This window comes from Roseateles sp. P5_E11, assembly GCF_054049355.1.
This window is the reverse complement of the sequence record NZ_JBFUMO010000020.1, coordinates 1-26518: the sequence shown is the minus strand read 5'-3', so window position 1 is coordinate 26518 and position 26518 is coordinate 1. Positions and strand designations below refer to the sequence as shown.

At 70.1% G+C, this 26518-nt stretch carries 27 protein-coding genes and 1 tRNA gene; 13 read left to right on the top strand and 15 right to left on the bottom strand.

The genetic code is table 11. From position 1 onward, the window contains the following. Positions 1-759, top strand: a 759-nt coding sequence (locus ACXJKR_RS03200; RefSeq protein WP_457320678.1) for a PQQ-dependent sugar dehydrogenase, incomplete at its 5' end; no start/stop codon positions are given. A 160-nt stretch (positions 760-919) separates the two neighbouring features. Here ACXJKR_RS03200 and rpoN read toward each other — a convergent pair. After that, on the bottom strand, positions 920-2419 hold the full coding sequence (rpoN, locus tag ACXJKR_RS03195; protein ID WP_457320677.1) for an RNA polymerase factor sigma-54: 1500 nt from the start codon (positions 2417-2419) through the stop codon (positions 920-922). 370 nt (positions 2420-2789) lie between these two features. Here rpoN and ACXJKR_RS03190 point away from each other — a divergent pair, with 370 nt between their 5' ends. The 4 genes from ACXJKR_RS03190 to ACXJKR_RS03175 all read left to right on the top strand — a co-directional run bounded on the left by ACXJKR_RS03190 (position 2790) and on the right by ACXJKR_RS03175 (position 7294). Continuing rightward, entirely contained in the window at positions 2790-3107 is a 318-nt protein-coding gene (locus ACXJKR_RS03190; protein WP_056198716.1) for a BON domain-containing protein, read from the top strand. 62 nt (positions 3108-3169) lie between these two features. Then, complete coding sequence (locus ACXJKR_RS03185; RefSeq protein WP_457320675.1) at positions 3170-4333, top strand: AI-2E family transporter; 1164 nt, start codon at positions 3170-3172, stop codon at positions 4331-4333. Positions 4334-4469: 136 nt separating this feature from the next. After that, the gene (locus ACXJKR_RS03180) at positions 4470-6725 is read left to right on the top strand and encodes an ATP-binding protein (RefSeq protein WP_457320673.1); all 2256 of its coding nucleotides are present in this window, start codon (positions 4470-4472) and stop codon (positions 6723-6725) included. A 116-nt stretch (positions 6726-6841) separates the two neighbouring features. After that, positions 6842-7294, top strand: coding sequence for a PA2169 family four-helix-bundle protein (locus ACXJKR_RS03175; protein ID WP_457320671.1), 453 nt, complete (start codon positions 6842-6844; stop codon positions 7292-7294). Between the two features lie 13 nt (positions 7295-7307). Here the strand turns inward: ACXJKR_RS03175 and ACXJKR_RS03170 are convergent, their stop codons facing one another. From ACXJKR_RS03170 to ACXJKR_RS03140, 7 genes are all read right to left on the bottom strand, one after another. Continuing rightward, positions 7308-7820, bottom strand: coding sequence for a hypothetical protein (locus ACXJKR_RS03170; RefSeq protein WP_457320669.1), 513 nt, complete (start codon positions 7818-7820; stop codon positions 7308-7310). Positions 7821-7895: 75 nt separating this feature from the next. Next, on the bottom strand, positions 7896-8756 hold the full coding sequence (locus ACXJKR_RS03165) for a lipocalin family protein (RefSeq protein ID WP_457320667.1): 861 nt from the start codon (positions 8754-8756) through the stop codon (positions 7896-7898). Further along, positions 8737-9150: a phage holin family protein gene (locus ACXJKR_RS03160; protein WP_457320665.1), complete on the bottom strand. Its 414-nt coding sequence runs from the start codon at positions 9148-9150 to the stop codon at positions 8737-8739. Before ACXJKR_RS03160 ends, ACXJKR_RS03165 begins: the two co-directional genes overlap by 20 nt. 7 nt (positions 9151-9157) lie before the next feature. Continuing rightward, positions 9158-9550: a DUF883 family protein gene (locus ACXJKR_RS03155; RefSeq protein WP_056198739.1), complete on the bottom strand. Its 393-nt coding sequence runs from the start codon at positions 9548-9550 to the stop codon at positions 9158-9160. Between the two features lie 33 nt (positions 9551-9583). After that, positions 9584-9853, bottom strand: a complete 270-nt coding sequence (locus tag ACXJKR_RS03150; protein ID WP_056198742.1) for a GlsB/YeaQ/YmgE family stress response membrane protein — start codon at positions 9851-9853, stop codon at positions 9584-9586. A gap of 106 nt (positions 9854-9959) precedes the next feature. Next, a complete protein-coding gene (locus ACXJKR_RS03145) occupies positions 9960-10940 on the bottom strand; it encodes an SDR family oxidoreductase (RefSeq protein WP_457320662.1) in 981 nt (326 codons plus the stop codon). After that, entirely contained in the window at positions 10937-11452 is a 516-nt protein-coding gene (locus ACXJKR_RS03140; protein WP_056198747.1) for a hypothetical protein, read from the bottom strand. Before ACXJKR_RS03140 ends, ACXJKR_RS03145 begins: the two co-directional genes overlap by 4 nt. 113 nt (positions 11453-11565) lie before the next feature. Here ACXJKR_RS03140 and ACXJKR_RS03135 point away from each other — a divergent pair, with 113 nt between their 5' ends. Next, complete coding sequence (locus ACXJKR_RS03135; protein ID WP_457320660.1) at positions 11566-12012, top strand: response regulator; 447 nt, start codon at positions 11566-11568, stop codon at positions 12010-12012. 164 nt (positions 12013-12176) lie between these two features. Here the strand turns inward: ACXJKR_RS03135 and ACXJKR_RS03130 are convergent, their stop codons facing one another. The 3 genes from ACXJKR_RS03130 to ACXJKR_RS03120 form a co-directional block, all read right to left on the bottom strand. Continuing rightward, complete coding sequence (locus ACXJKR_RS03130; protein WP_457320658.1) at positions 12177-13301, bottom strand: zinc-binding metallopeptidase family protein; 1125 nt, start codon at positions 13299-13301, stop codon at positions 12177-12179. Positions 13302-13373: 72 nt separating this feature from the next. Then, positions 13374-14546, bottom strand: coding sequence for a glycosyltransferase family 4 protein (locus tag ACXJKR_RS03125; protein ID WP_457320657.1), 1173 nt, complete (start codon positions 14544-14546; stop codon positions 13374-13376). Positions 14547-14619: 73 nt separating this feature from the next. Beyond that, the gene (locus tag ACXJKR_RS03120) at positions 14620-15702 is read right to left on the bottom strand and encodes a DNA topoisomerase IB (RefSeq protein ID WP_457320655.1); all 1083 of its coding nucleotides are present in this window, start codon (positions 15700-15702) and stop codon (positions 14620-14622) included. 52 nt (positions 15703-15754) lie between these two features. Between ACXJKR_RS03120 and ACXJKR_RS03115 the strand changes: the two genes are divergently transcribed. Together ACXJKR_RS03115 and ACXJKR_RS03110 are read left to right on the top strand one after the other, a co-directional pair. Then, a complete protein-coding gene (locus tag ACXJKR_RS03115; RefSeq protein ID WP_457320653.1) occupies positions 15755-16987 on the top strand; it encodes a glycosyltransferase in 1233 nt (410 codons plus the stop codon). After that, positions 16984-17868: a DUF2334 domain-containing protein gene (locus tag ACXJKR_RS03110; protein ID WP_457320651.1), complete on the top strand. Its 885-nt coding sequence runs from the start codon at positions 16984-16986 to the stop codon at positions 17866-17868. The genes ACXJKR_RS03115 and ACXJKR_RS03110 overlap by 4 nt, the downstream gene beginning before the upstream one ends. Before the next feature lie 249 nt (positions 17869-18117). Here ACXJKR_RS03110 and ACXJKR_RS03105 read toward each other — a convergent pair whose 3' ends face one another. After that, entirely contained in the window at positions 18118-19602 is a 1485-nt protein-coding gene (locus ACXJKR_RS03105; RefSeq protein ID WP_457320649.1) for a sigma-54-dependent transcriptional regulator, read from the bottom strand. A gap of 185 nt (positions 19603-19787) precedes the next feature. Between ACXJKR_RS03105 and ACXJKR_RS03100 the strand changes: the two genes are divergently transcribed. The 3 genes from ACXJKR_RS03100 to ACXJKR_RS03090 all read left to right on the top strand — a co-directional run bounded on the left by ACXJKR_RS03100 (position 19788) and on the right by ACXJKR_RS03090 (position 22191). Beyond that, positions 19788-19997: a hypothetical protein gene (locus ACXJKR_RS03100; protein ID WP_457320647.1), complete on the top strand. Its 210-nt coding sequence runs from the start codon at positions 19788-19790 to the stop codon at positions 19995-19997. Positions 19998-20139: 142 nt separating this feature from the next. Further along, on the top strand, positions 20140-21639 hold the full coding sequence (locus tag ACXJKR_RS03095; protein ID WP_457320645.1) for a phospholipase D-like domain-containing protein: 1500 nt from the start codon (positions 20140-20142) through the stop codon (positions 21637-21639). Positions 21640-21696: 57 nt separating this feature from the next. After that, complete coding sequence (locus ACXJKR_RS03090) at positions 21697-22191, top strand: hypothetical protein (RefSeq protein ID WP_056198770.1); 495 nt, start codon at positions 21697-21699, stop codon at positions 22189-22191. On the opposite strand, the gene ACXJKR_RS03085 is transcribed toward ACXJKR_RS03090, so the two are convergent. The 3 genes from ACXJKR_RS03085 to ACXJKR_RS03075 all read right to left on the bottom strand — a co-directional run bounded on the left by ACXJKR_RS03085 (position 22134) and on the right by ACXJKR_RS03075 (position 25077). Then, positions 22134-22811: an N-acyl amino acid synthase FeeM domain-containing protein gene (locus tag ACXJKR_RS03085; RefSeq protein ID WP_457320644.1), complete on the bottom strand. Its 678-nt coding sequence runs from the start codon at positions 22809-22811 to the stop codon at positions 22134-22136. The two genes, ACXJKR_RS03090 and ACXJKR_RS03085, sit on opposite strands and share 58 nt — an antisense overlap. A 227-nt stretch (positions 22812-23038) precedes the next feature. After that, a complete protein-coding gene (locus ACXJKR_RS03080) occupies positions 23039-23773 on the bottom strand; it encodes a SapC family protein (protein WP_056198778.1) in 735 nt (244 codons plus the stop codon). Next, positions 23770-25077 carry a hemolysin family protein gene (locus tag ACXJKR_RS03075; RefSeq protein ID WP_056198781.1) on the bottom strand — a complete coding sequence of 436 codons (1308 nt, stop codon included), beginning with the start codon at positions 25075-25077 and terminating at the stop codon, positions 23770-23772. The genes ACXJKR_RS03080 and ACXJKR_RS03075 overlap by 4 nt, the downstream gene beginning before the upstream one ends. A 391-nt stretch (positions 25078-25468) precedes the next feature. Between ACXJKR_RS03075 and ACXJKR_RS03070 the strand changes: the two genes are divergently transcribed. Together ACXJKR_RS03070 and ACXJKR_RS03065 are read left to right on the top strand one after the other, a co-directional pair. Then, positions 25469-26293 carry a symmetrical bis(5'-nucleosyl)-tetraphosphatase gene (locus ACXJKR_RS03070; protein WP_457320641.1) on the top strand — a complete coding sequence of 275 codons (825 nt, stop codon included), beginning with the start codon at positions 25469-25471 and terminating at the stop codon, positions 26291-26293. A 30-nt stretch (positions 26294-26323) separates the two neighbouring features. Continuing rightward, positions 26324-26413: transfer RNA gene (locus ACXJKR_RS03065), tRNA-Ser, on the top strand. Positions 26414-26518 lie beyond the last annotated feature (105 nt).

The window sequence follows — 26518 nt, the reverse complement described above, 5'->3', positions numbered from 1 at the left end:
CTGACCGACCTGCCCGCCGGCACGCGTAACCACCACTGGACCAAGAGCCTCATCGCCAGCCCCGACGGCAGCAAGCTCTACGCGACGGTYGGCTCCAACAGCAATGTGGCCGAGCATGGCATCGAGGCCGAGGAAGGTCGCGCCGCCATCTGGGAGATCGACCGCAGCAGCGGCGCCAAACGCCTCTTCGCCACCGGCCTGCGCAATCCCAACGGCATGGCCTGGATGGCCGCGCCCGGCGGCGCACCGGTGCTGTGGACCGTGGCCAATGAACGCGACGAGCTCGGCAGCGACCTGGTGCCCGACTACCTGACCTCGGTGCGCGATGGCGGCTTCTACGGCTGGCCCTACAGCTGGTACGGCGCCCATGTGGACAGCCGCGCGCAGCCGCCGCGACCCGATCTCGTCGCCAAAGCCCTCGTGCCCGACTATGCGCTGGGCGCTCACGTCGCCGCGCTGGGCCTGGCTGCTGCAGGAACCAGCCCCGTGCCCAAGCTGCTTCCCGGTGGCCCGTCCGAAGGCGTCTTCGTCGGCCTGCACGGCTCCTGGAACCGCAAGCCCTTCGCCGGTTACAAGGTCGTCTACGTCCCCTTTGCAAACGGGCATCCGCAGGGCCTGCCCGTGGACGTGCTGACGGGATTTCTGAGCGCAGAGGGCGAGGCCCGCGGCCGCCCGGTCGGCGTGGCCGTCGATGCTCGCGGCGCGCTGCTGGTAGCCGATGACGTGGGCAATGCCATCTGGCGCGTGGCGCCGCGCTAAGTCATCTCAGCGGGTGCATTCGGGCCGAGCGCCGGGCCGCTCCCAAGCCGGCCCGCTTAGGCGATGTGCGCGCCGGTCAACCCGGCACGCATCGCCGTCCCCTTGGGGGACCGGCTGGGCACGCCCGAGTTCAGCAGGGCGAGACCGGACGAGGGGCGTGTCAAGCCACACGTCGACGGCGGTCCACCGCCTCGATCTTCAGCATCTGGCGGTACTTGGTGACGGTGCGCCGCGCCACCACCAGGCCCTGCTGGGCCAGTTGACGCGTGATCTCGGCATCCGACAGCGGCGCATCCGGGCTCTCGGCCTCGATGATGTCCTTGATGAGGCCGCGGATGGCCGTGCCGGAGCAGGCGCTGCCATTGGCACTGATCATGGCGCGGCTGAAGAAGTACTTCAGCTCCAGCACGCCCACCGGCGTGGCCATGTATTTGTTGTTGGTCACACGCGAGACGGTGCTTTCGTGGATGCCCACTTCCTCGGCGATCTCGCGCAGGCCCAGCGGCTTCATCGCCATGGCACCGTAGTCCAGGAAGTTGTGCTGGCGCCTGACGATGGCCTCGGCCACGTCCAGGATGGTCGAGAAGCGCTGCTCGACATTGCGCAGCGTCCAGCGCGCCTCCTGCAGGTGGGCACCGAGCTCGGCGTTGGCCGCCGTGCGGTGGCGCTGGAAGAGCTGGGCATAGACCTGGTTCAGCCTGACGCGGGGCACGATGGCCGGGTTGAGCTGCACGGTCCAATGGCCGCGCACCTTCTTCACGATCACGTCGGGCACGACATACGGCACCTGCGTGGAGCCGAAGCGCCAACCCGGCCGCGGGTCCAGGCGGCGGATGCGGTCGCAGACCGCCTCGACGCGCGCCGGCGACTCGCCCAACTGGCGCGCCAGCGAAGCCACGTCGCGCGCCGCGAGCGCCGGCAGGTGGTTGGTGACGATGTCCTGGGCCAGGGCCCGCGTGTCGGCGCAGTCGATGCCGGGCAGCTGCAGCAGCAGGCACTCGCCGACGTCGCGCGCCGCCACGCCCGCCGGGTCCAGCGACTGCACAAGCCTCAGCGCGAACTGCATCTCCTGCAGCTCGGGCGCGGGCTCCAGACCGGCGACGTCGATCAGCTCCTCCAGCGGCGTGCGCAGATAGCCGTCGTCGTCCAACGACTCGACGATGGTGCGCGCCAGTGCAAGGTCACGATCGGACAGCGGCAGCACGTTCAGTTGTCCGTGCAGATGCGTCGCCAGCGAGGTTTCGACGGCCATCATGTCGAGCGCACTGAGTTCGCCGTCCTCGGCGCGGCGCTGCCCGGCACTGTCGGTCGCCCACAGGTCCCGGTCACTGCCATCCTCGGGCCCGCCGCTGGTGTCGGGATCGTTGGCCGCAGCGGGCAGCTCGGTGCCGGCATCGGCCGAAACACCCTCCTCCATCAGGCTGGAAAGGGCCGACGGTTGCTCCATCGGGCCGGCCTCGGCGCCGGTAGCCAGCGGCAGCGCCGTGCTGCCCTCCCCGTCACCGGCCTCGCCCTCCTCGGCCTCGAGGAAAGGGTTGCGGCCCAGGGTGTCTCTGAGCATGGCAGCAAAGTCGAGCGAGGACATCTGCAGCAGACGCACTGCATGCTGGAGTCGGGGGGACAGGGTCTGGGTCTGCCGGTGGTCGGCACGGAGGTCCATGGAGGGCACGGGTGCTCCTGTTGGCAACGTCGCTTTTGCCGCGCCGTGCGTGGACGGCGCGCGGGAACTTCAGTCAATGCAACCTCCGTGCCGGCGAGCGTTGCTTGTCGCATCCCGAAACAGTTTGGCTCCGCCCCCAGGGAATAGCGGCGCATGGCAAGCGTGAAGCCCATGGAACGCCCCGCCCACGGCGCCGCGCCGCTGCAAGATTTACCGGGGCGGCCTCCCCGAACGGGCAATTTCGGCAAAGCGTGCCGCCTGATACGGCATGTTCGACGCCGGCCGCTGCAGCCCTTTTCGCCTTTCAACCCAGCGCAGGCACAGCCCTTGCCCTTGGCCGGGCGCGAGATCCCTCGCAATAGGAGAACGCATGAAGAAGATCCTCATCGTCTCGATGGTCGCGCTGGCCACCCTCGGCACCAGCGGCTGCGCGGTCACCAGCGGCCAGAGCACCGTGGGCCAGTATGTCGACGATGCCACCGTCGCGACCCGCGTGAAGGCGCGCTTCGCCGAAGACAGCCAGGTCAGCGCCATGCGCATCCAGGTCGAGGCACTCAAGGGCACCGTGCAGCTCGCCGGCTTCGCCACTTCGCAGGCCGAGAAGGACCGCGCCGGCCAGCTCGCCCGCAGCACGCCCGACGTGAAGGAAGTGCGCAACAACATCATCGTGCGCCCGCCGGAGAAGTGAGCGCCATGCAGACCCCAGCCACGGCGGCCGCCAGGGTGACTCCACACTAGGTCGGGGACCCCATGACGGCGCCCGATCCGCGACTCGAGCCGTCCCAACCGCCGCGCAGCGCCTGGGCTCTGCGCGGCATTTTTTTTGTCGCCCTGGTTTTCGCCGTGCGCGAGGCCCGGCCGCTGCTGGCGCCGGTGCTGATCGCCGTCATGCTGACCTTCGCGCTGGCGCCTGCCGTGCGCTGGCTCCACGGCCGCGGCGTGCCGCCCTCCATCGGCGCACTGCTGCTGGTGCTGGCACTGCTGCTGTCCACCGTGTCCGTGGCCAGCAGCCTGGCGCGCCCGGCCGCCAGTTGGTGGCAGGCCGCGYCCACCACCGTCGCCCAGCTGCTGGAGCAGTTGGAGAAGCTGCGGGCCGCCATTCCGGGCTTGAGCCCGCCGCAGCCCGCCACGCGGCTCGGCCGGGTGGCGGCGACACCGGCATCGGACCCTTTGAAGGAAAGGCTGGCCACCGAAGGCGTGGCCCTGACCGGCCTGGTGCTGACACGGGGCCTGTCCTTCCTGCTGGCAGCCGCGGCCACGGTCATCCTGACCTATTTCCTGCTCGCTTCCGAGCAATGGCTGCTGTCGCGCAGCATCGAGGCCTTGCCGCGCCGGCGCACCCGCGCGCTGCTGCTGGGCGGCGTGCGCGCAGCCCAGCGCGACATCAGCCACTACCTCGCCGCCGTCGGCATCATCAACGCGGTCGTGGGCGTCATCCTGGCCCTGGTGCTGTGGCTGCTGGGCCTGCCCAACCCGACGCTGTGGGGCTGCATCGCCGCGCTGCTGTGCTTCATTCCCTACCTCGGTCCGATGGCACTGATGGTGCTGCTGCTGCTCGCCGGCATCGCGACCTTCGAGACGGGGCCGGAGATCTTCGGCCCCACGCTGTCCTTCATGGCCATCCATGCGGTGGAAAGCAACATCGTCAGCCCGGTCATCGTCGGGCGCCGGCTGTCGCTGAGTACTGTGTCGGTCTTCCTGTCGGTGCTGTTCTGGGGTTGGCTGTGGGGCATCGTCGGCGCCCTCATCGCCGTGCCGCTGCTGATCGGGCTGCGCAGCGTGTGCCAGCGCCGGCGGGGCCTGGCGCTGCTGCGGCGCTTCCTGGAGGGCGACCGGCACGCACCGTCGCCGTCGCTGGGCTCGCTGCTGCGCGGGCCGCCATCGAAATCCCGCTCACGCAAGCACTACACCTAGGGGCGGTGGCTCAGCCGCACGCAGTCGGGCACGCCAATTGCCAAGGCGGCCTGATACTTCTTCGTGGCCGGGGCGGGCCACAGCGCTATGGTTGCGTCCGTGCAATCCGCTCACGCCTGCCGCACCTGGACCCGCCATGCCGGTCACCATTCGTTCCCGCTTGCTGTTGCTCGTGCTGTCGGTGCTGCTGCCCGGCATGCTGGGCGTCGCCTGGCTCATTGCCAGCATCTACGAGACCGAACGCGACGCGCATGAGCGCACGCTGCGCGACACGACCCGCGCGCTGTCCCTGCTGGTCGACGGCGAGCTGTCGCGCCGCGCGGCCATCGCCCAGGTGCTGGCGCAGTCACCCGCGCTGGACGGCCCCGGGCCGCTGCGCGAGGAGAGCCGCCTGGCCTTCGAGCGCCTGGCCCGGCGCGCCATGCAGGGGCTGAGCGGCTGGGTTGAGCTGAGGGCACCGGGCAAGCTGCTGCTGAGCACCCGGCCGGGCGACGGCGCCAGCGCCGAATCCAGCGCGCCTGAGGCGCTGAGTGCCACCCCCGTCATGCTGCCGCTGCAACCCGTTGCGCCCACTCCCACGGGCGTGCCCCCGGAGCCGCATGCCGCCTGGGTGGAGCCGGTGACCCGCGACGGCCGCCTGGTCTACAACCTGGTCGTCACGGTGCGGCCCTCGGAGCTGCAGCGCGTCCTGCAGGCGCAGTCGCCGCATCCGGGCTGGATAGGCGCTGTCATGGACAGCAGCGGCCGCCTCGTGGCCCGGCTGCCCGGCGGCGCGGCCTATGTCGGCCGCGAGGGCCGCGCCGACCTGCGTCAGCGCATGGCGGCGGCGCGCGAAGGCGGCTTCGAATCGATCTCGCTGGACGGCCGCGCCACGGCCGGCTACTTCAGCACCTCGGCGCTCGGCTGGAGTTATGTCAGCGCCATGCCGCGCGAGGAATTCGCCGGCCGCGTGCCCCAGGCCGTGCAACGCGTGGCGGTGGGCGCGCTGGCACTGCTGGCCCTGGCCATGGCCGGCGCCATCTGGGTGTCCCGCCGCATCGAGCGGCCGATAGGCGCTCTCAAGCGCCTCGCCCAGGACCTGCAGGCCGGCCGGCCGGTGCAGGCCGCCCCGACCGGCATGGCCGAGTGCGACGAGGTGGCCGAGGCCCTGGCCAGCGCGGCGCGCGACATGGGGACCAGCCGCGCCGAGCTGGAACTCAGCGTGGCCCAGGCCGTGGAGCGCACGCGCCATGTCGAGCAGCGGGGCGCCCAGAGCCAGCGCGTCGTCGCCCTGGGCCGGCTCACCGGCGGCGTGGCGCACGAGTTCAACAACCTGCTGGGCGTCATCAGCAACAGCATGCACCTGATGCAGCGCCACCCCAGCGCCGCCGAGCTGCAGGGTCCGCTGCGCGCCACGCAGCGCTCGGTCGACAAGGGCAGCGCGCTGACCCAGCATCTGCTGCGCTTTTCGGGCCGCCGGCCGGTGCGGGTGCAGACCCTGTCGCTGGCCCGCTACMTGCCCGAGGTGCAGGAGCTGATGCGCAGCGTGCTCGGGCGGCGCATCGAGATCCAGGTGCAGGTGGCGGCCAACGTCTGGCCGGTGCGGGTGGACGCCAACGAGCTGGATCTCGCTCTCGTCAACCTGGCGTTGAATGCCCACGACGCGATGCCGACGGGCGGCGAGCTGCGGCTGCGGGCCAGCAATGCCGAGGCGCACGACAAGGAAGGCCTGCCGCCGGGGGACTATGTGCTGCTGACCGTGGGGGACGACGGCATGGGGCTGGAGCCGTCCCTGGTCGAGCATGCCTTCGAGCCCTTCTTCACGACCAAGGGCGTAGGCCAGGGCAGCGGCCTGGGCCTGAGCCAGGTCCATGGTTTCGCGACCCAGGCCGGCGGCACAGCGCGCCTGGCCAGCACGCCGGGCGTGGGCACCACGGTGTCGCTGCTGCTGCCGGTGGCGAGCAACGCCCAGGACAACCAGATGCCGGCCTTTGCCGACACGGCCCCGCAAAGCATTGCCGGCGCCACGGTGCTGCTGGTCGAGGATGACGAGGCCCTGGGCGACGTGACGGCGGCACTGCTGATGGCCCATGGTGCCCGCGTGTTGCGCGCCGCCGAGGTGGGCGCCGCCCTGCGCCTGCTGGACGACGGGGCCGGGGCGGATGTGGTGCTGAGCGACGTCGTCATGCCCGGCGCCATGGACGGGGTCGCGCTGGCGCGCCGGCTGCGCGAGCACCGCCCGCGCCTGCCGGTGGTGCTGATCACCGGCTTCAACAACTCGGCCATTGGCGAAGGCGAGTTCATCACCCTGCACAAGCCCTGCGCGCCGGCCGAGCTGCTGGCCGCGCTGCAGGCGGCCCTCGCGGCGGCACGCATCGCCCACCCGCCGCCCACGGCCGGCCACACGCCGTAACGACAACTCAGCCACCGCGGCAGGCGCGGGCATGCCAAATGCCGATGCCAGGGCTGGACGCACGGTATGCCTGCGGACGGCCGGCGCGTCTTCATCGAACCCTGAAAGGATCTGCCATGAGCAACGACGACATCATCGACACACTGAACGACCTGATCGAAACCTGCAAGGACGGTGAATACGGTTTCCACGCCTCCGCGGAATACCTGAAGGACCCGGCAATCAAGCAGTCCTTTGAGCGCCGCGCCGAGGAGTGCCGCCAGGCTGCCACCGAACTGCAGTCGCAGGTCGTGCGCCTGGGCGGCAAGGCCGAGGACAGCGGCACCGCCGCCGGTGCAATGCACCGCGGCTGGGTGGCCGTGAAGGGCACGCTGGCCGGCTACACCGACAAGGCCATCCTCGAGGAGACCGAGCGCGGTGAGGACAGCGCGATGAGCGCCTATCGCAAGGCGCTGGAAGAGGCCCTGCCGCCCGATGTGCGCATGCTCGTGGAGCGCCAGTACGAAGGCGTGAAGCGCAACCACCTGCAGGTGCGCACGCTGCGCGACCAGGCTCGCGCCGCCGTCTGAGCGTGAAGCCGCCCTAGCTTCGGCCGGGGCGGTGCGAGGATTCGGCATCGGCATCGCCGGGCCGCTCCTCGCTGTCGGTTTGCGCCGGCGCGGCCTTGGTGGCGCGCTGGCGAGGCTTGGCAGGGGTGTTGACCAGGTTGGCCTCACCCTCCTGCTCCTCCTCTTCATCTTCATCGTCCTCGTCGTCTTCGCTTTGCGGCGCTTCGTCGATGGCCGTGAGCAACGCTTCGGTGTCATCGGCTTCGCCCGGCGTGAAGACGCGGTCCACGCCGATGTCGGCGCCGTCGCGCACCCCCGTCTCGCCTTCGCTGGACGGCAGCGATTCGCCCAGCGGCAAGGGCGCCGCCTGGTCGTCGCGCAGGGCCACGTCGACGGGCAGGCCGGGGTCGGTGCCGTCGTCTTCACCGTCCATGCCCGCCACGTCGCTGCCGCTGTCCGAGCTGTCGCTGGGCCCCAGGCTCGCCTTGTCGCGGCCGGCGGGCTCGGCCGCGGCGGAATCGATACCTAGCAGGCTGCTGCGTGCCATGAAAACCTCCGGCTGTGAAACGCGGGACGGCCCCGCACCCATCGCAGGCAAGGCGTGTGCCGCCGTGCCCGCGGATCAGCCAGCGTCGTAAAAGCGCAGCCTTTCCACCGCGAAGCCGCGATCCCGCGCGAGCTGCACCAGCGTTTGGCGGCGCTGCGCGACCAGCGTCGGTCGGCGTGACAGCAGCCACAGCGCGTCCCGCCCGGTGCTGCCAATCAGCGCCTCGTCATAAGTCGGATCGACATGCAGCACGCCATGCTCGAGCCAGGCCAGCGGCAGCCAGCGCAGCGCCTCGGGCCAGTGGCTGATCCTGAGCCGGGCGCCGTGGCCGCCCGGCACCGGCTCCACCAAGGCCTCGCTGCCGTGGGTGCCATTGCCGTCGACCCGGCGTTCCAGCAGATCCAGCCGCCCGTCGTCGCGCGGCAGCAGGCCGAACTCCGGCGGCTGCAACGCCGGCGCACCGTGCGCCTTCAATTCACCGACCACGAACCAGCGGCCGCTGAGCTGCGCCAGGTCGACCTCGCCAACGGTGGCCAGTGGCTCGGCCCGATGCGTGCCGAGCAAGGTCTCGACCAGGGGCAGCCCCAGCGTCACGAAGCTGCTCGCCGCAGCGGGGCTGACGCGGCCGCGCCAGCGCTCGGGCAGCAGTGGCCAGGCCAGGCCAAGCAGGCGCAGCCAGGGAACGTTCCGCAGCGCGCCGGTGGGGCGCGGCGTTGCAGGCTCGGCGTGAGGGCGCCGGCGCAGCGCCAGCAGCGCCGCAACGGCGAGCAGTGCGCCACCCACCGGCAGCAGCAGCTTCCTGGGTTGCAAGCGGTGGCGCAGCTGGCCCGTGAGACCTTCGACACCCGCGTGCAGCCTGGCCTCGCGCGCCATCAGCCGGTGCTCGACATCCAGGATGCGGGCATCGATATCGGGTTCAGGCAGCGGCGGGTTCATCGCTGGCCTCATTGGGTTGCGGGTCGGGAGCCAGCATCAGGTGGCGCCGCGTTGCGGGCAGGCGCAACCTGGGCAGCAGGCTGCGCACGCGTTGCAGCGCCAGCACGATGGCCAGCCCGTTGACGGCGATGGCCAGCAGCAGGGCCACCTCCAGCGGCAGCCCGGCCGCGACCAGCAGGCGGATGACGCCGGCCCACAACACCAGCCAAGCCGTCACACCGAGGATGGCCACGGCCACCATCAGTGCAACGATCTGGGCCAGCGCCTGGACCGCGCGTTGCAGCTCCAGCGACAGCAGCTCGACCCGGTCGCTGACCAGGCCAGGCAACTCGCGCCACAGCGACTGCAGTTGCTCCAGCAGTGGGGCGGGCTGGTCTTGCGGTGAGTCGGTCAAGGCCGCCTCAGCGGGCGAGCCGGGCAACCAGCACGCCGACGGCCAGGGCCGTCGCGATGGCGGCCAGCGGATGCTCGCGCACGGTGCTGCGCAGGCTCTCGGCCCATTCATCGCCCAGGTCGCGCGCATCGCTGGCGCGCTGGCTCAGCGATTCGCTAGCGGCCTGCACGCCGTCCTGCAAACGCTGCACGGCGGGGGCGGCCGTCTCGGCCACGCGGTCGATGGCGCTGTGCGCACCTTGCACAACGCGGTTCAGCACGTCGTGACCGACGGCTGCGCCCTTGTCGACGGCGTCACCGGCCTTCGCGGCCGTGTCGTTGATGGCGGCTGCGGCAGGCGCGGGCGTGGCGGGCGAGACCGACGAGGTCGGGAAGGGCGTATTGGCAGTGGTGGTGGCCATGGTGATCCTTGGGGTTGGAAAGCGGGTGACGGTTCAGCGCAGGGTGCCGCGGCGGATCAGGTTGACGATCGCCAGCAGCACGACTGCGCCCAGCAGGGACACGACGAGAGCACCCAGGCTGAGAGCGTCTTGATTGATGCTCGGAATGCCGACCATGGGCGAGATCAGCCAGCCGCCAATGGCTGCGCCGACGATGCCGACCAGGACGTTGAGGATGACGCCCTGTTCGCCGTCGGTGCGCATCAGCAGGCTGGCAATCCAGCCGATGATGCCCCCGGAGATGAGCCAGACAATCAGATTCATGGTGTGCTCCTGGTCGAGGTGAAGTCACCGGCATCAGGCAAACGGGGTGCCGCTCGCGCGTTGCGGGCGGCGGAAGAACTTGCAGCAGGGCTTGCCAGCCGCGTGCTCAGATGGCGCCGACGCTGCCGGTCACGGGCAGCACGATGCCGGTGATGTAGCCGGCGCAGACCGGCGCGGCGAGGAAGACATAGGCCGGCGACAGCTCCTCCGGCTGGGCCGCACGCTTCAGGTCGGTCTGCTTGCCGAACTCGGCCACCTTGTCGGCGGGCGAATCGGCCGGATTCAGTGGCGTCCACACCGGCCCCGGCGCGACGGCATTGACGCGGATGCCGCGCTCGATGAGGTTGCTGGCCAGGGACTTGGTCAGCGCATGGATGGCACCCTTGGTGGCCGAGTAGTCGATGAGCTTGGCGCTGCCCCGCAGGCCGGTCGTCGAGCCGGTGTTGATGATGGAGCCGCCTGCCTTCAGATGCGGCAGCACCGCGCGGGCCATGCGCAGATAGCCACCGATGTTGGTGTCCAGCGTCTCCATGATGCGTTCATCGTCGAGATCCTCCAGCGAGGAGGCGTGCTCCTGAAAGGCGGCGTTGTTGACGAGCACGTCGATCTTGCCGAAGCGCTCCATGACCTGGTCGACGGCGCCCTCACACCAGCGGCTGTCCTTCACGTCGCCCTGCAGCAGCAGGCATTGGCGGCCTTCGGCCTCGATGCAGCGGCGGGTCTCCTCGGCGTCCTCGGTGGAGGAGTGGTAGGCCACGGCCACGTCGGCGCCCTCGCGCGCGAACAGCACCGCCACGGCGCGGCCGATGCCGGAGTCGGCGCCCGTGATGAGGGCGACGAAGTCCTGCAGCTTGCCGCTGCCGCGGTAGTCGGGTGCCAGGAAGCGCGGCGCGAGTTCGAGGTCGGCCTCGCGGCCGGGCTTTTGCAGATGCTGGGCGGGCAGGGTTTCGGGCTGCTTGCGGGCGCCAGCCTGCATGGCGCCGCTCTCTTCTTCCTTCTTGCCGTGCTTGGCTTGCCCGGCATCGGCCTGGTCCTGGCGCTTCTGGATGGCGCGCTGGGTCTGGAGGGTCTTGTCGACTGTCGTCATCGTGGGTCCTTCTTCTTCAACTGGGCCGCTTCGGTTTCCTTGCCCGAGGGCGTCTGCGCATCCAGGCCGCGGTCGGGCGATTCGGCGACCTGGGCGATGTTGCCGGGCCGCTCGATGAGCTCTTCGATGATGAAGTGGCCATAGTGCTGGGCGCGCTCGGCGCCGCAGCCCTGGGCGGCCCGGGCCACCTGGATGGCCTGGTCGTCATTGGCGACACGGACAACCAGCCAGTGGTAGCCCTTGGCGGCGAGCGCGCGGTGGGCGAGCACGAGATTCATCTCCTGTCCCACCGAGGCGAGCGGGCTGGCGTGGGCGATGTCCTCGTCGATCTGCCTGAGCATCTCCTGGTCGCTGTAGTGGCGCACCGCGCCGTCAGGCAGGCCGAAGTCGGCCATGGCCTGGCCGGCGCGGGCGGCCTGGCCCGCCTCGGGGAATGAAATGACGACGTGGCCGACCGGCTTGAAGACGCCGAAGCTGCGCGGCGCGTCGGTGGTGGCGGCGGAAGTGGACATAGATGGGCCCTGGTTGGCGAGAGCCCGTCAGTGGCAAGGGCGGTGCCCGGCTTGCATCGCGGCGCCGGGCACGCGGATTGCCACCAGGCCTGAGCTTTCATTCCGGAGGACCCATGCCCAGCCCAGCCCKCCGACCCGTTCTCTATGTCGAGGACCACCCGGTCAATGCGCTGTTGATGGCCGCGATTCTGGAAAGACGGCCTCAACTGGAGCTCCTCGTCGCCACCACGGGCGAAGAGGCGCTTTGCATGGCGGCCGGCCTGCACCCCGCCCTGCTGCTGCTCGACCTGGGCCTGCCCGATTGCCACGGCAGCCGGTTGCTCGGCCTGCTGCGGGCGCTGCCTGGCTGCGAGTCGGTGCCAGCCGTGGCCGTGACGGCCGACGTCAACTTCCCGGTCGAGGACTGGGGCTTCTGCGAACTGTGGCCCAAGCCGCTGAATGTCGACGAGGTGCTGGCTCGCCTGGATGCGCGGGTGGGTACCCATCCCTCGCCGCCGCCRCAGTTGCCTGAGCTGCACACCCGGCCGGCACCGGTCGCACTGGCGCCGCACTGGCGCTGAGAGCTGCCGCGGGCACTGCCATGCCCGCATGACGCAACCGTCTTCACGGCCCGCGGACGGCACGCGCGCTCCGCGCCGCGACGGCAACTAAGGCCTGGCAGCGGCCCCGCGCCGGGGCCGCTGCTCGGGCGCGAAAAATGCGCACAGCAGTGGGCGGCCCAACCTCATGACCGAGCACCTTGCACGACGCGGTGCACCAGGTGCAGCTTGCGCACCGCCTGCGCCGGCAGCACGAAGGGATAGAAGTCGGCCACGCCCATGCTGCGTGACAGCTCGTTGAGCACGCCGGTCAGTTCCATCCAGCTGTTGACGAGCTGCAGAAAACCGGCATCCGCCACCAGGTTGGCGTCGAAGCGTTCGTAGTTCAACTCGACCCGCTCGCCATCCAGGCCGAAGCTGCGGGCCGTGTCCAGCGTGTCGACCAGATGCAGGTAGTGCGCCCAGGTCTCGGCCCAATCCTCCCAGGGGTGGGCGCTGGCGTAGGCGCTGACGAAACGCTGGCCCCAGTCGGGGGGCGCGCCGTTGGCGTAGTGGCGCTGGAGCGCCTGGCCATAGTCCTCGCGCTCGTCGCCGAAGAGTTCGCGCCAGACGGGCAGCCAGTCCGTCGGCTCGACGAGGCGCTGCCAGTAGTAGTGGCCGGTCTCGTGGCGCAGATGGCCCAGCAGCGTGCGGTAGGGCTCGCCGAGCTGATGGCGCCGGGCCTCGCGGCGCGCGTCGTCGGCCTCGGACACGTCCAGCGTGATGACGCCATCGGCATGGCCGGTGATGACGGCCGGGCCTTCGGGGGGCGCCAGCAGCAGGTCAAAGGCCAGGCCGTGCTCGGCATCCTCGGCGCGCGACAGCACCGGCAGGCCCAGGCCGATCAACGATGACACCAGGCGGCGCTTGGCCGCTTCGATGCGCCCCCACCAAAGGCCGGCTTCGGGCTGGGACAGGTCAGGCACGATACGCGTCAGCCGGCAGCAGCGGCACAGCGTGAAGCCGGCCATCACTTCCGTGACGTCCAGCAGCCAGTTGCACGCGGCCGCGCTGTCCAGGTTGCCACAGCGCGCGTAGCGGGGCGCGCGGCGTGCCGGCACGCCGGCCTCGCGCCAGCCGCCGCGGCCTGAGCGTGTGGGTGCGGCCTCCAGCGCCAGCAACTGGCCCCGAGCGGGGGCATAACCCAGCGGCCGGTGGCAGGCCAGGCATTCGCTGTTGCGGAAGAACACCGGCCGGCCGCAGGCGCAGCTGAACGCCCGCGGCGTGGTCGGTGATGGCACGGCGTGCCGCGTGGCAGCAACGGAGCTCACCAGGCGCTCCAGCACAGCATCAGGCCAGCCGTTACGCGCAGGTCCAGCTCGGCGCTGCGCAGGCGATCGGCATCAAGCCAGGGCGGCATAGCGCGGCACGGTCCGGGCGGCCGCAGCCAGTTGCAGCAGCTGCTGCTCGAAGCGGCGCTGCACGCTGCCCCAGTCGGCCTGGAGGGCGTCCAGCCGCGCTTCCATGCGCAGCAGGCCGTCGGGCGCGGAGGCATCCAGGGCGCGGGTGGCCGCATCCAGGAAGGCATCGGCGGCGTCCAGGCCCTGGCAGACCGGTGCCAGGCAGCCACTGACACCGTCGCGCACATGCTGGGCGGCGGCGCCGGTGTCGAACGCGGCGACGGCCAGGCCGCTGGCCAGGGCTTCGAGCGTCACATTGCCGAAGGTCTCGGTCTGGCTGGGAAAGAGGAAGACGTCGGCGCTGGCGTAGTGGCGGGCCAGCGCGAGGCCCGTCTGCATGCCGACGAAGCGCGCCGTCGAGTGGGTGCGCTCGAGCTTCGCGCGCAGCGGGCCGTCGCCGACCACCACCATGCGCAGCCCCGGACGGCGGGCGCTCAGGCGCTCGAAGGTCTGCAACGCCAGGCTCGCGTTCTTCTCCGGCGCCAGCCGGCCGACATAGAGCATGACGCGGTGATCGTTGCCGATGCGCCATTCGCGGCGCAACCGCAGGTCGCGGCGATCAGGCGAGAACAGCTTGGCGTCGACGCCCCGGCCCAGCACCCGCAGGCGCTCGAAGCCGTGGGCGGCGAGTTCACGCTGCAGCTCCGCGGTCGGCACGAAGTTGAGGTCGGCCATGCCATGCAGGCGCTTCAGATAGCCCAGCACGACGGTCTCCAGCCAGCCCAGGCCGTAGTGGCCGCAATAGGCGTGGAAGTTGGTGCGGAAGTCGGCGCTGCGGGGAACGCCCTCGGCGTGCGCAGCGCGCAGCGCGGCCCAGCCCAGCGGGCCGGGTGTCGTCACATGCACGAGATCGGGCGGACCGCCGCATTCGCGCCACAGCGCGCGCAGCCCCGCCGACGTGGCCAAGCCGTAGCGCAGCTCGGGATACATCGGGATGGGCCCGCCGCCGCAGCGCCATTCCCGCTCGTCGCGGCGGGCCGCTTCACCCGGCTGGCGCGGCCGGATCAGCTGCACCTCGTGCCCGACGTCGCGCAGATGCCGCAGGGCGCGCTCGGCCGTCAGGGCCACGCCGTTGATCTCCGGCGGGAAGGTCTCGGTGACATAGGCGATGCGCACGACGCTTCACTCCGGCTGTTGCATTCCGCCGTCATGGCAAGTGGAATGCCCGCCCCTTCCTGGCCCTTGCTGCTCAGGTCGACCGAGCGGCCGCCCGGGAGCGCAGCAGGGCCATCAACTGGCGCTCGGCGGCGCTCAGGCCGGACCGGGCCGAAGGCGCCGCCGCCCACGGCTGGGCGCGCAGCGCGGCGCGGGCCGCCTCATCGCTCAGCGCGTCGCCCAGGGCCAGCACGCGGGGGTGGATGTAAGCCTTGCGGCAAACCGCGGGGGTGTTGCCCAGGCGCTTGGCCACGGCGGCCAGCAGTTGCTGCGGCCGGCAGGGCTCGGCGCCTTCGGCACAGGCCTGCAGCGTCAACTGCAGGGCCAGCACGCTGCCATGCCAGGTGCGAAAGTCCTTGGCCGTCACGCGCCGGCCGGCGGCCTCGGCCAGCCAGGCATTGACGTCCGCCGAGTCGACGGGATGGGTCTGGCCGCCCTCGTCGAGATAGCGGAACAGCTCCTGGCCGGGCAGCTCGCGGCAGCGGCGCACGATGCGGGCGACACGGCGGTCGCTCACGCTGACCGAGTGGCGCACGCCGCTCTTGCCGACAAAGGACAGCCGGATGGCGTCACCCTGCACGCCGGCATGGCGGTTGCGCAGCGTCGACAGGCCGTAGGAGCCGTTCTCGCGCGCATAGGCACTGTTGCCGATGCGCAGCCAGGTGGTGTCCAGCAGGCGCACCAAAGTGGCCAGCACGCGCTCGCGGGTGGGCTCGCCCTGCCCCGCCAGCGCGCGCTGCACGCGTCGGCGCAGCCGTGGCAGCACGGCGCCAAAGCGCAGCAGGCCGTCGAACTTGGTCTGGCCGCGGCCGGCCATCCAGTCGGAGTGATAGCGGTATTGCTTGCGCCCGCGCGCATCGCGGCCGGTGGCCTGCAGATGGCTGTCGGCATGCGGGCTGATCCAGACCTGCTGCCAGGCCGGTGGAATGGCCAGCTTGCGGATGCGCGCGAGCGTGGCGTCGTCACGGACACGCCGGCCTTGGGCGTCCCGGTATTGGAAGCCGCCGGAAGTCGCCGGCTCGCGGCGGATGCCGGGACCCGTATCGCTGAGCCAGCGCAGGCCGGCCTGGCGCGCCTGGCGAACCTCCGGGGCCCGGGATGACGGCGGATTGGGCATGTCGTGCCCAGGCAGGCGACGTGCCAGGCATGCCGATTGCCGCCGCGCCGCAATGCATGCGAACCACGCCGTGCCCGAGCAGCAGGTCCAGGAGACGCGTCCTGGTGCGGGCCCCCATCTGCTGGATGTATCGATGTTCTGGGGCGCCACGGGCGGCGTGCGGCGCGTATTGACGGCCAAGCATGAGCGGCTGCGCCCGCTGGGCTGGCGGCACACGGTCATCGCGCCCGGCGCCCAGGGTCCCGGCATGGTGGACTGTGGCGGCATGCCCCTGCCCCGCAGCGGCGGCTACCGCATGGTGCTGGGCCGGGGCCGTGCGCTGCGGCAGATCGAATTCGTCGCGCCCGACATCGTCGAATCCGCCGACCCCTATGTACTGGCCTGGGCGTCGCTGGCCGCGGCGGAGCAGTTGCGCATCCCGGCCGTGGCCTTCTGCCACAGCAACCTGCCCCAGCTGGCGGCGCGCCTGGCGGGCGGCCCCGAAGGCACACGCCTGGGGCGCGGCGCCGAGCGCTGGGCCCGGCGCTATCTGGTCAACCTCTACCGCCATTTCGATCTCGTCATGGCCCCCAGCAGCGGCATGGTGCAGCTGCTGCAGTCCTGGGGCGTGCCGCGCGTGACGCTGCAGCCCCTGGGCGTGGACTGCTCGGCCTTCACGCCCTGCGCGCGCGACGCCGCCTGGCGGCTGCAGTTTTGCAGCGACCACGGCCTGGCGCCGGATACGCGCCTGTTCATCTACACCGGCCGCTTCGCATTGGAGAAGAACCTGCAGCTGCTGRCCGATGCGGTCGCCCTGCTGGGGCGCGGCCATGTGCTGCTGGCCGTGGGCGACGGGCCGGCGCCGCCGCTTGGCGAACAGGTGCTGGTGCTGCCGCCGGAACACGACAGCCGGCAACTGGCCCGCATGGTGGCCAGCTGCGATGCTTACGTGCACGCCGGCGACCAGGAGACCTTCGGCCTGGGTGTGCTCGAGGCCATGGCCTGCGGCACGCCGGTGGTGGTCGCCAGTGCCGGCGGCCTGGCCGAACTGGCGCGCGACGCGGGACTGCTGGTGGACCGGCCGCGGGCCGGCTCCTGGGCTGAAGCGATGGACGCCAGCCTGGACGGCAACCAGGCGGTTCAGCGCCGCAACGCCCTGGCGCGCGCCCAAGCGCAGGACTGGCCGCACGTGATGGCGCAGATGACGCGGCGCTACACCGCCCTGCTCGGCCGCCAGCCCACACTGGTTGCGCCGGCCCGCAACCCGGCTCTGCCGCTGGCCAATCGGCTGGCACGCCAGCGTTGACGGCGCCGACCCGAGCGGCCGGCGCCGTGTGCGTCGTGCTGCACGACGTGTCACCGGCGCGCTGGGACGGCTGCCTGCGCGTGCTGGCTGAACTGCGCCGCTGTGCCAGCCATGCCGGCGTGCGGCTGCCGCTGTCCCTGCTCGTGGTGCCCCGCATGCACGGCGATGCGGAAGTGCCGCCGCGCTATCTGCGCTGGTTGCGCGGCATGGCCGGCGCCGGCCATGAACTGCTGCTGCACGGCCTCACCCACAGCGACGAAGGCCCGCCGCTGCGCGGCCTGGGCGACTATCTGCTGCGCCGCCACTACACGGCGGGCGAGGGCGAGTTTGCCGCCCTGTCCCACGCGCAGGCCATGCAACGGCTGCGCGAGGGCCGTACCTGGGCCGGCGACCACGGTCTGCCCATGGACGGCTTCGTCGCGCCGGCCTGGCTGCTCGCCCCACCGGCGCTGCAAGCCGTTGCCGACGCAGGCTTTCGCCACACCTGCACGCTGACCGAGGTCATCGCCCTGCCACACCGGCATGTGCTGCCGGCGCCCAGCCTGGTGTTCAGCACACGCACGGCCTGGCGCCGCGGGCTGTCATTGGCCTGGAACAGCCTGCAGGCGCGCCGCGCCCGCGAGGCGCCGCTGCTGCGCCTGGAGCTGCATCCGGGCGACGCGGATYACCGCGCCGTGGTGCGCTGCTGGACGCGGCTGCTCGACGAGGCCCTGCGCACGCGCACGCCGCTGCGCCTGGCCGAGGCGGCGCAGATGGCGCGGGTGCTAGCGGGGCATCAGCGGGGGCTGCTGCGCGAGCTCAATAGGTGCCACAGCGCAAACACCAGTGTGCCGACCGCCGCCGCAACGAGGGCGGAGCGCACCGGCTCGTCGCGCACATAGCCCACGGTCCGCTCGCGGACCTGCGAGACGCCGGAGCGCATGTTGCGCAGTACCGGCGCCATGGCGTCGCGCGCTTCGCTCACGCCGTCGGCCAGATGGTCCAGGCCGCGCCGCGCGGCGTTCTGCGCCTTCTGCAKGCCATGCCGCGAAGCATCGGCCGCATCGTCAACCCAATCTGCGTGACCCATGGTGCTTCCTTCATCAGAGTGTCGGAATGCAGTTGGGGCAATCCGCGCGCCGTGCCCGCGCTCAGTCGCGCTGCGGGGGGCCGCCGAGATCCGCAGCCGCGCTGCCTTCGGCTGCATATTCCTTCAGCCGGTTGTACAGCGTCTTCAGGCTGATCCCCAGCACCGCAGCTGTGCGTTCCTTGTGGTGGTTGAAGTGGCGCAGCGTGGCCAGCATCAGCGCGCGTTCGGCCTGCGCCACGCTGGAGCCGATGGGCAGGGTGATGAAGGGCATGTCGGCATCGGCGTTCAGCATCTCGGGCAGCCGCGCCGGCGACGGCGGGATACCGACCGGCGGCGCCGCTGGCAGGTCTTGCGGCCCCTGGCCTCCCCAAGTCGAAGTGACTCCCGTCTCTTCGCTGCCGGGCAGCCAGGTCTCATCGATCAGCTCGCCCTGGGCCATCACATAAGCGCGCTGCACGACATTGCGCAGCTCGCGCACATTGCCCGGCCAGGGGTAACCCACCAAGGTCGCCAGCGCCTCGGGCGAGAAGCGGCGCACGGTGCCCTCCTGCTCGCTGATGGCGGCCAGGAAATGGTTGGCCAGCAGCGGGATGTCGGCGATGCGGTCCCGCAGCGGCGGCAGCGCGATCGGGAAGATGTTCAGGCGATAGAGCAGGTCTTCGCGCAACTTGCCCGAGGCCACCGCCTGGTAGGGCAGGCGGTTGGTGGCCGCGACGATGCGCACGTCGGTCTCCTGGCTGGTGGTGCTGCCCACGCGCATGAAGCGCCCGGTCTCCAGCACCCGCAGCAGCTTGACCTGCAGCTCCAGCGGCATCTCGGTGATCTCGTCCAGGAAGAGAGTGCCACCGCTGGCGCGCTCGAAGAAGCCCTGGTGCTGGCGCTCGGCACCGGTGAAGCTGCCCTTCTCGTGGCCGAAGATCTCGCTCTCGATCAGGTTGGGGCTGATCGCGCCGCAGTTCACGGCCAGGAAGGGGCGCTTGCGACGGCGGCTGAGGTCGTGCACGGTTTGCGCCACCACCTCCTTGCCGGTACCCGACTCGCCCGTGATGAAGACCGACACGCTGGTACCCGCCACGCGCGAGATCTGCTCGTAGATGCGCTTCATCGGCGCGCTGCGGCCCCAAAGATGGCCGAAATGACCGGACTCGTCCAGATTGGCAGTCAGATCCTCCACCTCGGCCTGCAAGGTCGCCGGCTTCATGATGCGCGACAGCACCCCTTGCAACTGCTTGAGGTTGACGGGTTTGACGAGATAGTCGGCCGCCCCCAGGCGCAGCGCCTGGATGGAGGTCTCCAGATTGGCGTGGCCAGTGCAAAGCACGACCTCCGAATTGGCCACCAGCTTGGGGTCGGCCAGCAGGTCCATGCCATTGCCGTCGGGCAGGCGCAGGTCCAGCAGCAGGATGTCGGGCTGCTGCAGCGAGAGCTGCTTGCGCGCATCGCGCAAGTTGTGAGCGACCGCCACGGTGAACTGCTCGCCCGCGATCAACTCGCGCAGGGAGGCGGCTGAATCATGGTCATCGTCCACTACCAAGGCATGCGGCATCGTTTCCTTCCAGCTTTGTTACGGTGACCCGGCGCTACGGGAGCAGTCATTTTCAACACATTCCACCCCCGTCAGAAAAACTTTGCCCGGCCGGGGCGTGTATCCAGCAGTAATCCCCGTCAGGCATGCCAGCTGCCCTCAGCTGGCCGCCCACCGTAACGTTATGCCCGCCCATGAGCAACCCCTTGTTACAAGACGCTGATTGCCATGATCCCGCCGGTCTCTCGTTGACGCGGTTGCTGGACGCGCTGGCGCTGGGTGCCGTGCTCGTGCTGGCCTGGCGAGCCTGCCATGGCCACCGCCACCGTCGTCGCAGGGCCCATTCGGCGCGAGCACCGGTCGCCGTGCAAACCTGGGAAGGCGAAGGCGGTCGCCCGACGCCCACCGACGCCTGAGGTCGTGCGGCCAGCATTGCTGCAAGTTCTACCGGTTGCTCCGCTCCCTGCAGCCGCTTGACCTCAACGGCCTCCGCAGGCTGGGCCTGGGCGGGCACACCGCCTGCCTAGCGAGCTCAACATTGGTGCATTGGCGGGCCTCATGAAGCAATCTCGCGGCTGGCACCTCGGCGGTTGGGCTTGGGCCCTCGCGGTGGTGTTCTCCCTGGCGGGCACGGTGGCCTGCGGCACCTTGCTGGAACAGGAACGTCAGGTGCAGCCGGCGTCGGCGCGCCAGACCGCCGACCGCGTCACCCTGCAGGGCCGTGACGGCCCCGTCTCCGATGCCGTCGAGGCCAGGGACCTGGCCCGGGTGCGCGACGAGGGCAATGGCGCGCTGCTGGAACGCCATCTCGGCGCGCTGGCAGCCAGGGGCGACACCCAGCTGCTGCGCGGCAACACGGCCAGGCTGCTGGTCGACGGCCCCGCCACCTTTGCAGCGATGAAGGCGGCCATCGCCGCCGCCCGCCACCGCCTGCTGGTGGAGTTCTACATCATCGAGGACGAGGGCGTGGCCGCCGAGATCGGCGAGCTGCTGCTGCGCAAGGCCGCCGAGGGCGTCAGCGTGGCGCTGATGTACGACAGCCTGGGTTCGATGGGCACGGACGGCGCCTTCTTCGACCGCCTGCGCAAGGGCGGCGTCGCCGTGTGCGCCTTCAACCCGATCAATCCGCTGGAGCGACCGGGCCACTGGGGCGTGCTGCAGCGCAACCACCGCAAGATGCTGGCCGCCGACAGCGACGTGGCCTTCACCGGCGGCATCAACCTCAGCAACGTCTACGCCGAAGGCTCCTTCAGCAGCGCCCGCCGCAGGGGCCCCGCCCGGCCGCCCGAAGGGGCTCCGCTCCCGCCTGGCGGGACAGCGCGCAGCGCGAAGGGTGCGCCAATACAGCCACCGGCCGATGCCGACAAGCAGGGCTGGCGAGACACCCAGGTGGAGCTGCGCGGCCCCGTGGTGTCGGCCCTGGCCGTGCTGTTCCGCGAATCCTGGGCCCTGCAGGGTTGCCCCGGCGAACTGGCGCCCGCCCCGCCGCCCCGTGTGGCCACACCCGGGCAGCGCGTCGTCAAGCTGGTGGCGGGCGATCCGGCCAATGGCATCAACCCCAGCTACACGGCGCTGCTGCACGCCATCGATGCCTCGCAGCGCAGCGTGCAGCTGACCATGGCCTATTTCGCACCCGGGCCCGAGCTCATCCGGGCCCTGTGCGACGCGGCCCGCCGCGGCGTGGCCGTCTCCCTCGTGTTGCCGGGCCGCAGCGACGTCGCCATGGTGCTGCACGCCGCGCGTTCGCGCTATGCCCAGCTACTGGAAGCCGGCGTGCAGATCCACGAAATGACGGAGTCCGTCATGCACGCCAAGACGGCCGTCGTGGATGGCGTTTATTCCAGCGTCGGCTCGAGCAACCTCGACTGGCGCAGCATCGTCGGCAACAACGAGGTCGACGTCATCGTCCTCGGCGACGACTTCGGCCAGCAGATGCAGGCGCTGTTCGCCCGCGACCTGCAGGTATCTCAGCACATCGACGCGACGCAATGGGCCAAGCGCGGCCTGGGCCAGCGCCTGCTGCAGGGCTTTGCCCGCCTGGTGGAGCCATTGCTTTGAGCTGGCATCCCGTTTGCCACAGACCGGCGGGTTTATTCAGCAACTCGGAGTTCTGCGATGACGATTGACCTCATGGGCACTTCCTCCATGACCGAAGCCACCGCCATGGGCGCGGCCGGGCGCTTCCTGAACGACATGCGCCTGGAGCGCGCACGCCGGCCGGGCGGTAGCAGCACGGGCCGGCTGATGCGGCGCAGCCGCACACGCACCGCCGGCATACGCTTTGAATGGGTGACACGCACGATCGGACCGGTGCTGCGCGTCGTGGCCACCTGGACCGACCAGCATGGTCAGCCTCACCACACCTCGTTCTCGGTGCAATGCAATGGTCTGGAAGGGGCGTTGGATCGTGCCATCGCGGCACGCACGTCCTGCGGTGCGCCGCCGCCGGATCGTGATGATCTGCTGCAGCGCCTGCAGCAGGAATTCGCCACTGCGCCGCTTGCCGCGGAGCAGCTGGCTGGCATGGCGCCAGGGCGGACCTTGCTGACCGCTCAGCTCAACTTGGCCAGCATGGAGGCCTCGGTGGCCTCGTCCCAAGCCAACGGATAAAGGCAACGGGCCTGGGTCAGCAGCTCGGGCCGGCCGCCCCACAGGGCGATCTGCTCGCGCACGGTCGCCAGATCGATGCTCATCAGCACAGCCGGCGCGTTCACGCGCGGGTTGTGCCGGGCCGCCGTGTAGGGCAGCAGGCCCAGCCAGCGACGGTAGAAGGCGACGTGGCGCGGGTTGACCTCGATGATGAGGCGATCGCAACGCGCGCGACGGTGGGCGTGCAGATAGCCGAGGTGAAACACCTGGGCCAGCACCCGCTTGGGCTCGAAGGCATGTTTGTCCACAGCCAGCCGGCCGAATTCGCAGAGCTTGACGCCGGCGGAACGCCATTCGGCCAGCTCGGATTCGAAGAGCAGGTCGGCGTGCAGGCCGCCGGCACCGTCAAAACGCACCGACAGCGTGCCGATGATGTTGTCGCCGTTGCGCGCCGTGCAGATGATGTCGCCATCTTCCTTGCGGCTGGTGTAGGTCTCCCGCTTCACCGCCAGGCCGCGATCGCCATAGCGTCGCTCGACGAGCTCGTAGGCGTCACCCTCCAACGCTCCGAAATCGCTGTTGAGCTCCAGCGGCGGTCCGCCGAAGGGATTCAGCGGCGTGCGGCGGCTTTCTTCGAACATGGGCGTCATCGACTACATCCTTGGTGCCCAACGCACCGAGCGGCGGAGTCTAGGGATTGAAATGACGCATTTCATTGAAGCTCACAGACCGATACATCTAAATCGGGGGGATCAGGGATTTCCCTGTCGCCGAGAAATGCGACAACGACCGCGCCCTGGTATTCGGGGACCACGGCAAGAAAGAAGGCCACGCGCGGCGTGGCCTCGGGAGCGAAGGCGCTGCGGGATCAGACCACGTACTTGCCCACCAGGCGGTTCATGTTGGTCAACGACAGGCGGTGCATCTCGATCATCGCGATGAGGCCGTTGCGGTGCAGCTGCAGCACCTTGTCGTCGGCCAGCTCGGCGTACTTCTTCTCGTCCAGGGCCATGAAACCCTCGACGTCGAGCTTTTCATCGTTGGGCAAGGTCGCCTCGAAGCGCATGTCCTGCAGCAGGTCCATCTCGACGAGCAGGTTGCAGATCAGGCGGGTGCGCTCGGCTTCCTGCTCGAAGTTTTCCAGGAAGGCCTTGGCGTTCAGCAGGAACTCGGTCGGCTGGCCGTCCTTGAACAGGGCCTCGCCGGTCGTCTCGTTGAAGGCCGGCCACTTCATGTCGTAGCAGACGGCCATGCTGTTCGAGCTTTCGTCCATGCGGGCCATCACGAAGGGATAACGGCGTACATAGGCGGGCACGTAGCCACCGGTCCACTTGTCGCCCTCGACGAAGAGGTTGGAGCCCGCGCGCAGGCCCAGCACGGCCAGAGGCGCGACGGGCTGCTTGCCATCCGGGCCGGGGCTGCCGGCGCGCACGAAGACGATCGGGTATTCCTTGCAGGCGTCGGCAAACTCGACGGCGGCGAGGAAGACCGAGTTCTGATCGGCCACGCGGCTCACGACGGACTGGTCGGTGTCCAGCTTCAGGTTCTTGTGGACGTCACGATCCAGCGGCTGCATTTCGCCGTACATCGGGGGGTTGCTCATGTTTCTCTCTCTCCAGTTTCCTCGGCCAGACGACTGACCAGCACTTTGTCTACACGCTTGCCATCGAGGTCCACGACCTCGAATCTCCACGCGTCCCACTCCACGACATCGGTCGTGCGCGGCAAGCGCCCCAGCAACAGCATGATCATGCCGGCCAGGGTGTTGTAGCGCCCACGGTCCTCTTCGGGCAGTTCCTTCAGCTCCAGGCGGTCCTTCAGCTCGGGCACCGGGATCAGGCCGTCGATCAGCCAGCTCCCGTCCTCGCGCTGCACCGCCCAGGCGTCACCGTCACTCGGGGCATTGAACTCCCCGGCAATGGCTTCCAGCACGTCACGCACGGCGATCACGCCCTGCACCTCGCCGTACTCATCGACGACGAAGACCAGGGGCGCGTCCGACACGCGGAAATGTTCCAGCAGCTCCATGCCCGACAACGTCTCGGGCACGAACAGCGGCGGCTCCAGGCCCGCCATCAGGTCCAGCGGCAAGCCCTCCAGCATGCCGGCCAGCAGCGCCGGCGCATTGGCCACGCCCAGCACCTCGCCCAGGCCACCGCGGCAGACCGGGTAGCGGTTGAAGCCATGCTCGCGCAAGACGGCCAGCACCTCGGCCGGCGTCGCATCAACCTCCAGCCAGGCAATCTCGGCCCGCGGAATCATCATGGAGCCGACCTGACGCTCGTCCAGGCGGAACACGTTGCGCACCATCTGGTGCTCATGCTCCTCGATGACACCGGCGTCGCGGCCTTCTTCCAGGCTGGCGGCGATCTCCTCTTCCGTCACACCGCGCTGGCCCTTGTTGCGCAAGCCCAGCAGGCCCAGCGTCGCCTCGGTCATGAAGCTCAGCGCCTTCACCAGCGGGCGCGCGGCCATGGAGATGAAGTTCATCGTCGGCGCGACGAGGCGGGCCACCGTCTCCGGGTAGATCTGGCCGATGCGCTTGGGCACCAGCTCGCCGAAGACGATGGTCAGCAGCGTGATGATGATGACGACCAGCGCCGTCGCGGCGATGTCGGTGGCATGCGGGTTCAAGCCGAAGCTCTCAGTCAGCCAGCGCGACAGCGGGCCGGAGAAGGCCGCATCGCCGACGATGCCGTTCAGCACGCCGATACCGGTGATGCCGATCTGCACCGTCGACAGGAATTTGGTCGGGTTGTCATGCAGGTCCATCGCGGCCTGCGCACCGCCCTCGCCACTCTCCACCATCACCTGCAACCGCGCCTTGCGGCTGGCGGTCAGCGCCATCTCCGACATCGCGAACAGGCCGTTGATCAGGATCAGAAAGAGAACGAGAGCGGTATCCATCGAAGGCGCCAGACCCCGGGGAAAACCCCAGGTGGCGCAAGGCAAAAACGAAGCCCGGGAGACTATCAGAAGGCCATGACCAAACCCACCGTGCGATCCCTCGCTTTGGGGTCTGCGCGGCAGAGGGCGTAGCTCGCGCCGGGGCGAGTTGCGGGGCCAGGCTAGGCGTCGGCGAGGCCGTGGGGCGAGCCCCACWACGAGCCGGYAACGMYGCATGGCCCCGCAAATCGCCCCGGCCCTCCGGGTTGWGACTGGCARGGGCGCAKGYGTTGTTGCTCGTCGTTGCGGGTMMGCACCCGCKGCCTCCTCGCGCCTAACCTGCGTCCCTGCCAGCCTCAACGCGGGCCACGCCCTCTGCCGCGCAGAGCCCCAGGACCGGGACAATCCGCACATGAACTACCTGATCGGCGACCTCCAGGGCTGCTGCGACGCGCTGGAGCGCTTGCTGCAGCAGATCGATTTCTCCCCGTCACGCGACCGCCTCTGGCTGCTGGGTGACCTCGTCAACCGCGGCCCGGCCTCGCTGACGACGCTGCGCCGCCTGGCCGGCCTGGGCGAGACGGCGACCTGCCTGCTGGGCAACCATGACCTGCATCTGCTTGCCGCCCACCACGGCGTGCGCCGCCCGCACCGGGGCGACACGCTGGACGACATCCTCGCCGCCCCCGACCGCGAGGCGCTGATGGACTGGCTGCGCCAGCAGCGCATGGCCGTCTACGAGGCCGGCTGGCTGATGGTGCACGCCGGCGTTGTGCCGCAATGGAGCCGCGACGACACCCTGGACCTGGCGGCCGACGTCGAGGCCGTGCTGCGCGGCCCTGCCCTGCCCGACTTCCTGCACGCCATGTACGGCAACGAGCCGGCGCGCTGGGACCCCGACCTCGCCGGCACCGCGCGGCTGCGCTTCACGGTCAACGCGCTGACGAGGCTGCGCTTTTGCAGCGCCGACGGCGAGATGGACTTCAAGACCAAGGACGGCGCCGGCGCGGCACCTGAAGGCTTCAGGCCCTGGTTCGACGTGCCGGGCCGCAAGACCGCCGACACGCCCATCGCCTTCGGCCACTGGTCGACGCTGGGGCTGCTGGACCAGCCGCACCTGCTTGGCCTGGACACGGGCTGCGTCTGGGGTGGCAAGCTGACGGCGGCGCGGGTGGACGGCCTGCGGCGTGAGATCGTGCAGGTGGACTGCGAACAGGCGCAGCAGCCGGGCGGCTGAGCCAAGGCACCGTAGAATGCGCGTCCCGCTGGAAGCGTGGGAGAGTGGTTTAATCCAACGGTCTTGAAAACCGTCGAAGGTGTGAGCCTTCCGTGAGTTCGAATCTCACCGCTTCCGCCACCTGTTCTAGGTGACTAACGCCCTTGTGCAACTTGAAGCATTGACTTGCACCAGATGCAAGTCTCAAGTTCAACGTGCCGGGCTCTTTCCACCCGCCCTCAGGAT

Excerpts from the sequence above, each read along its gene's own strand:
- rpoN (WP_457320677.1), bottom strand. The coding sequence starts at position 2,419 with ATGGACCTCCGTGCCGACCACCGGCAGACCCAGACCCTGTCCCCCCGA.
- ACXJKR_RS03190 (WP_056198716.1), top strand. The coding sequence starts at position 2,790 with ATGAAGAAGATCCTCATCGTCTCGATGGTCGCGCTGGCCACCCTCGGC.
- ACXJKR_RS03175 (WP_457320671.1), top strand. The coding sequence starts at position 6,842 with ATGAGCAACGACGACATCATCGACACACTGAACGACCTGATCGAAACC.
- ACXJKR_RS03170 (WP_457320669.1), bottom strand. The coding sequence starts at position 7,820 with ATGGCACGCAGCAGCCTGCTAGGTATCGATTCCGCCGCGGCCGAGCCC.
- ACXJKR_RS03165 (WP_457320667.1), bottom strand. The coding sequence starts at position 8,756 with ATGAACCCGCCGCTGCCTGAACCCGATATCGATGCCCGCATCCTGGAT.
- ACXJKR_RS03155 (WP_056198739.1), bottom strand. The coding sequence starts at position 9,550 with ATGGCCACCACCACTGCCAATACGCCCTTCCCGACCTCGTCGGTCTCG.
- ACXJKR_RS03150 (WP_056198742.1), bottom strand. The coding sequence starts at position 9,853 with ATGAATCTGATTGTCTGGCTCATCTCCGGGGGCATCATCGGCTGGATT.
- ACXJKR_RS03145 (WP_457320662.1), bottom strand. The coding sequence starts at position 10,940 with ATGACGACAGTCGACAAGACCCTCCAGACCCAGCGCGCCATCCAGAAG.
- ACXJKR_RS03140 (WP_056198747.1), bottom strand. The coding sequence starts at position 11,452 with ATGTCCACTTCCGCCGCCACCACCGACGCGCCGCGCAGCTTCGGCGTC.
- ACXJKR_RS03120 (WP_457320655.1), bottom strand. The coding sequence starts at position 15,702 with ATGCCCAATCCGCCGTCATCCCGGGCCCCGGAGGTTCGCCAGGCGCGC.
- ACXJKR_RS03105 (WP_457320649.1), bottom strand. The coding sequence starts at position 19,602 with ATGCCGCATGCCTTGGTAGTGGACGATGACCATGATTCAGCCGCCTCC.
- ACXJKR_RS03095 (WP_457320645.1), top strand. The coding sequence starts at position 20,140 with ATGAAGCAATCTCGCGGCTGGCACCTCGGCGGTTGGGCTTGGGCCCTC.
- ACXJKR_RS03090 (WP_056198770.1), top strand. The coding sequence starts at position 21,697 with ATGACGATTGACCTCATGGGCACTTCCTCCATGACCGAAGCCACCGCC.
- ACXJKR_RS03085 (WP_457320644.1), bottom strand. The coding sequence starts at position 22,811 with ATGTTCGAAGAAAGCCGCCGCACGCCGCTGAATCCCTTCGGCGGACCG.
- ACXJKR_RS03080 (WP_056198778.1), bottom strand. The coding sequence starts at position 23,773 with ATGAGCAACCCCCCGATGTACGGCGAAATGCAGCCGCTGGATCGTGAC.
- ACXJKR_RS03075 (WP_056198781.1), bottom strand. The coding sequence starts at position 25,077 with ATGGATACCGCTCTCGTTCTCTTTCTGATCCTGATCAACGGCCTGTTC.
- ACXJKR_RS03070 (WP_457320641.1), top strand. The coding sequence starts at position 25,469 with ATGAACTACCTGATCGGCGACCTCCAGGGCTGCTGCGACGCGCTGGAG.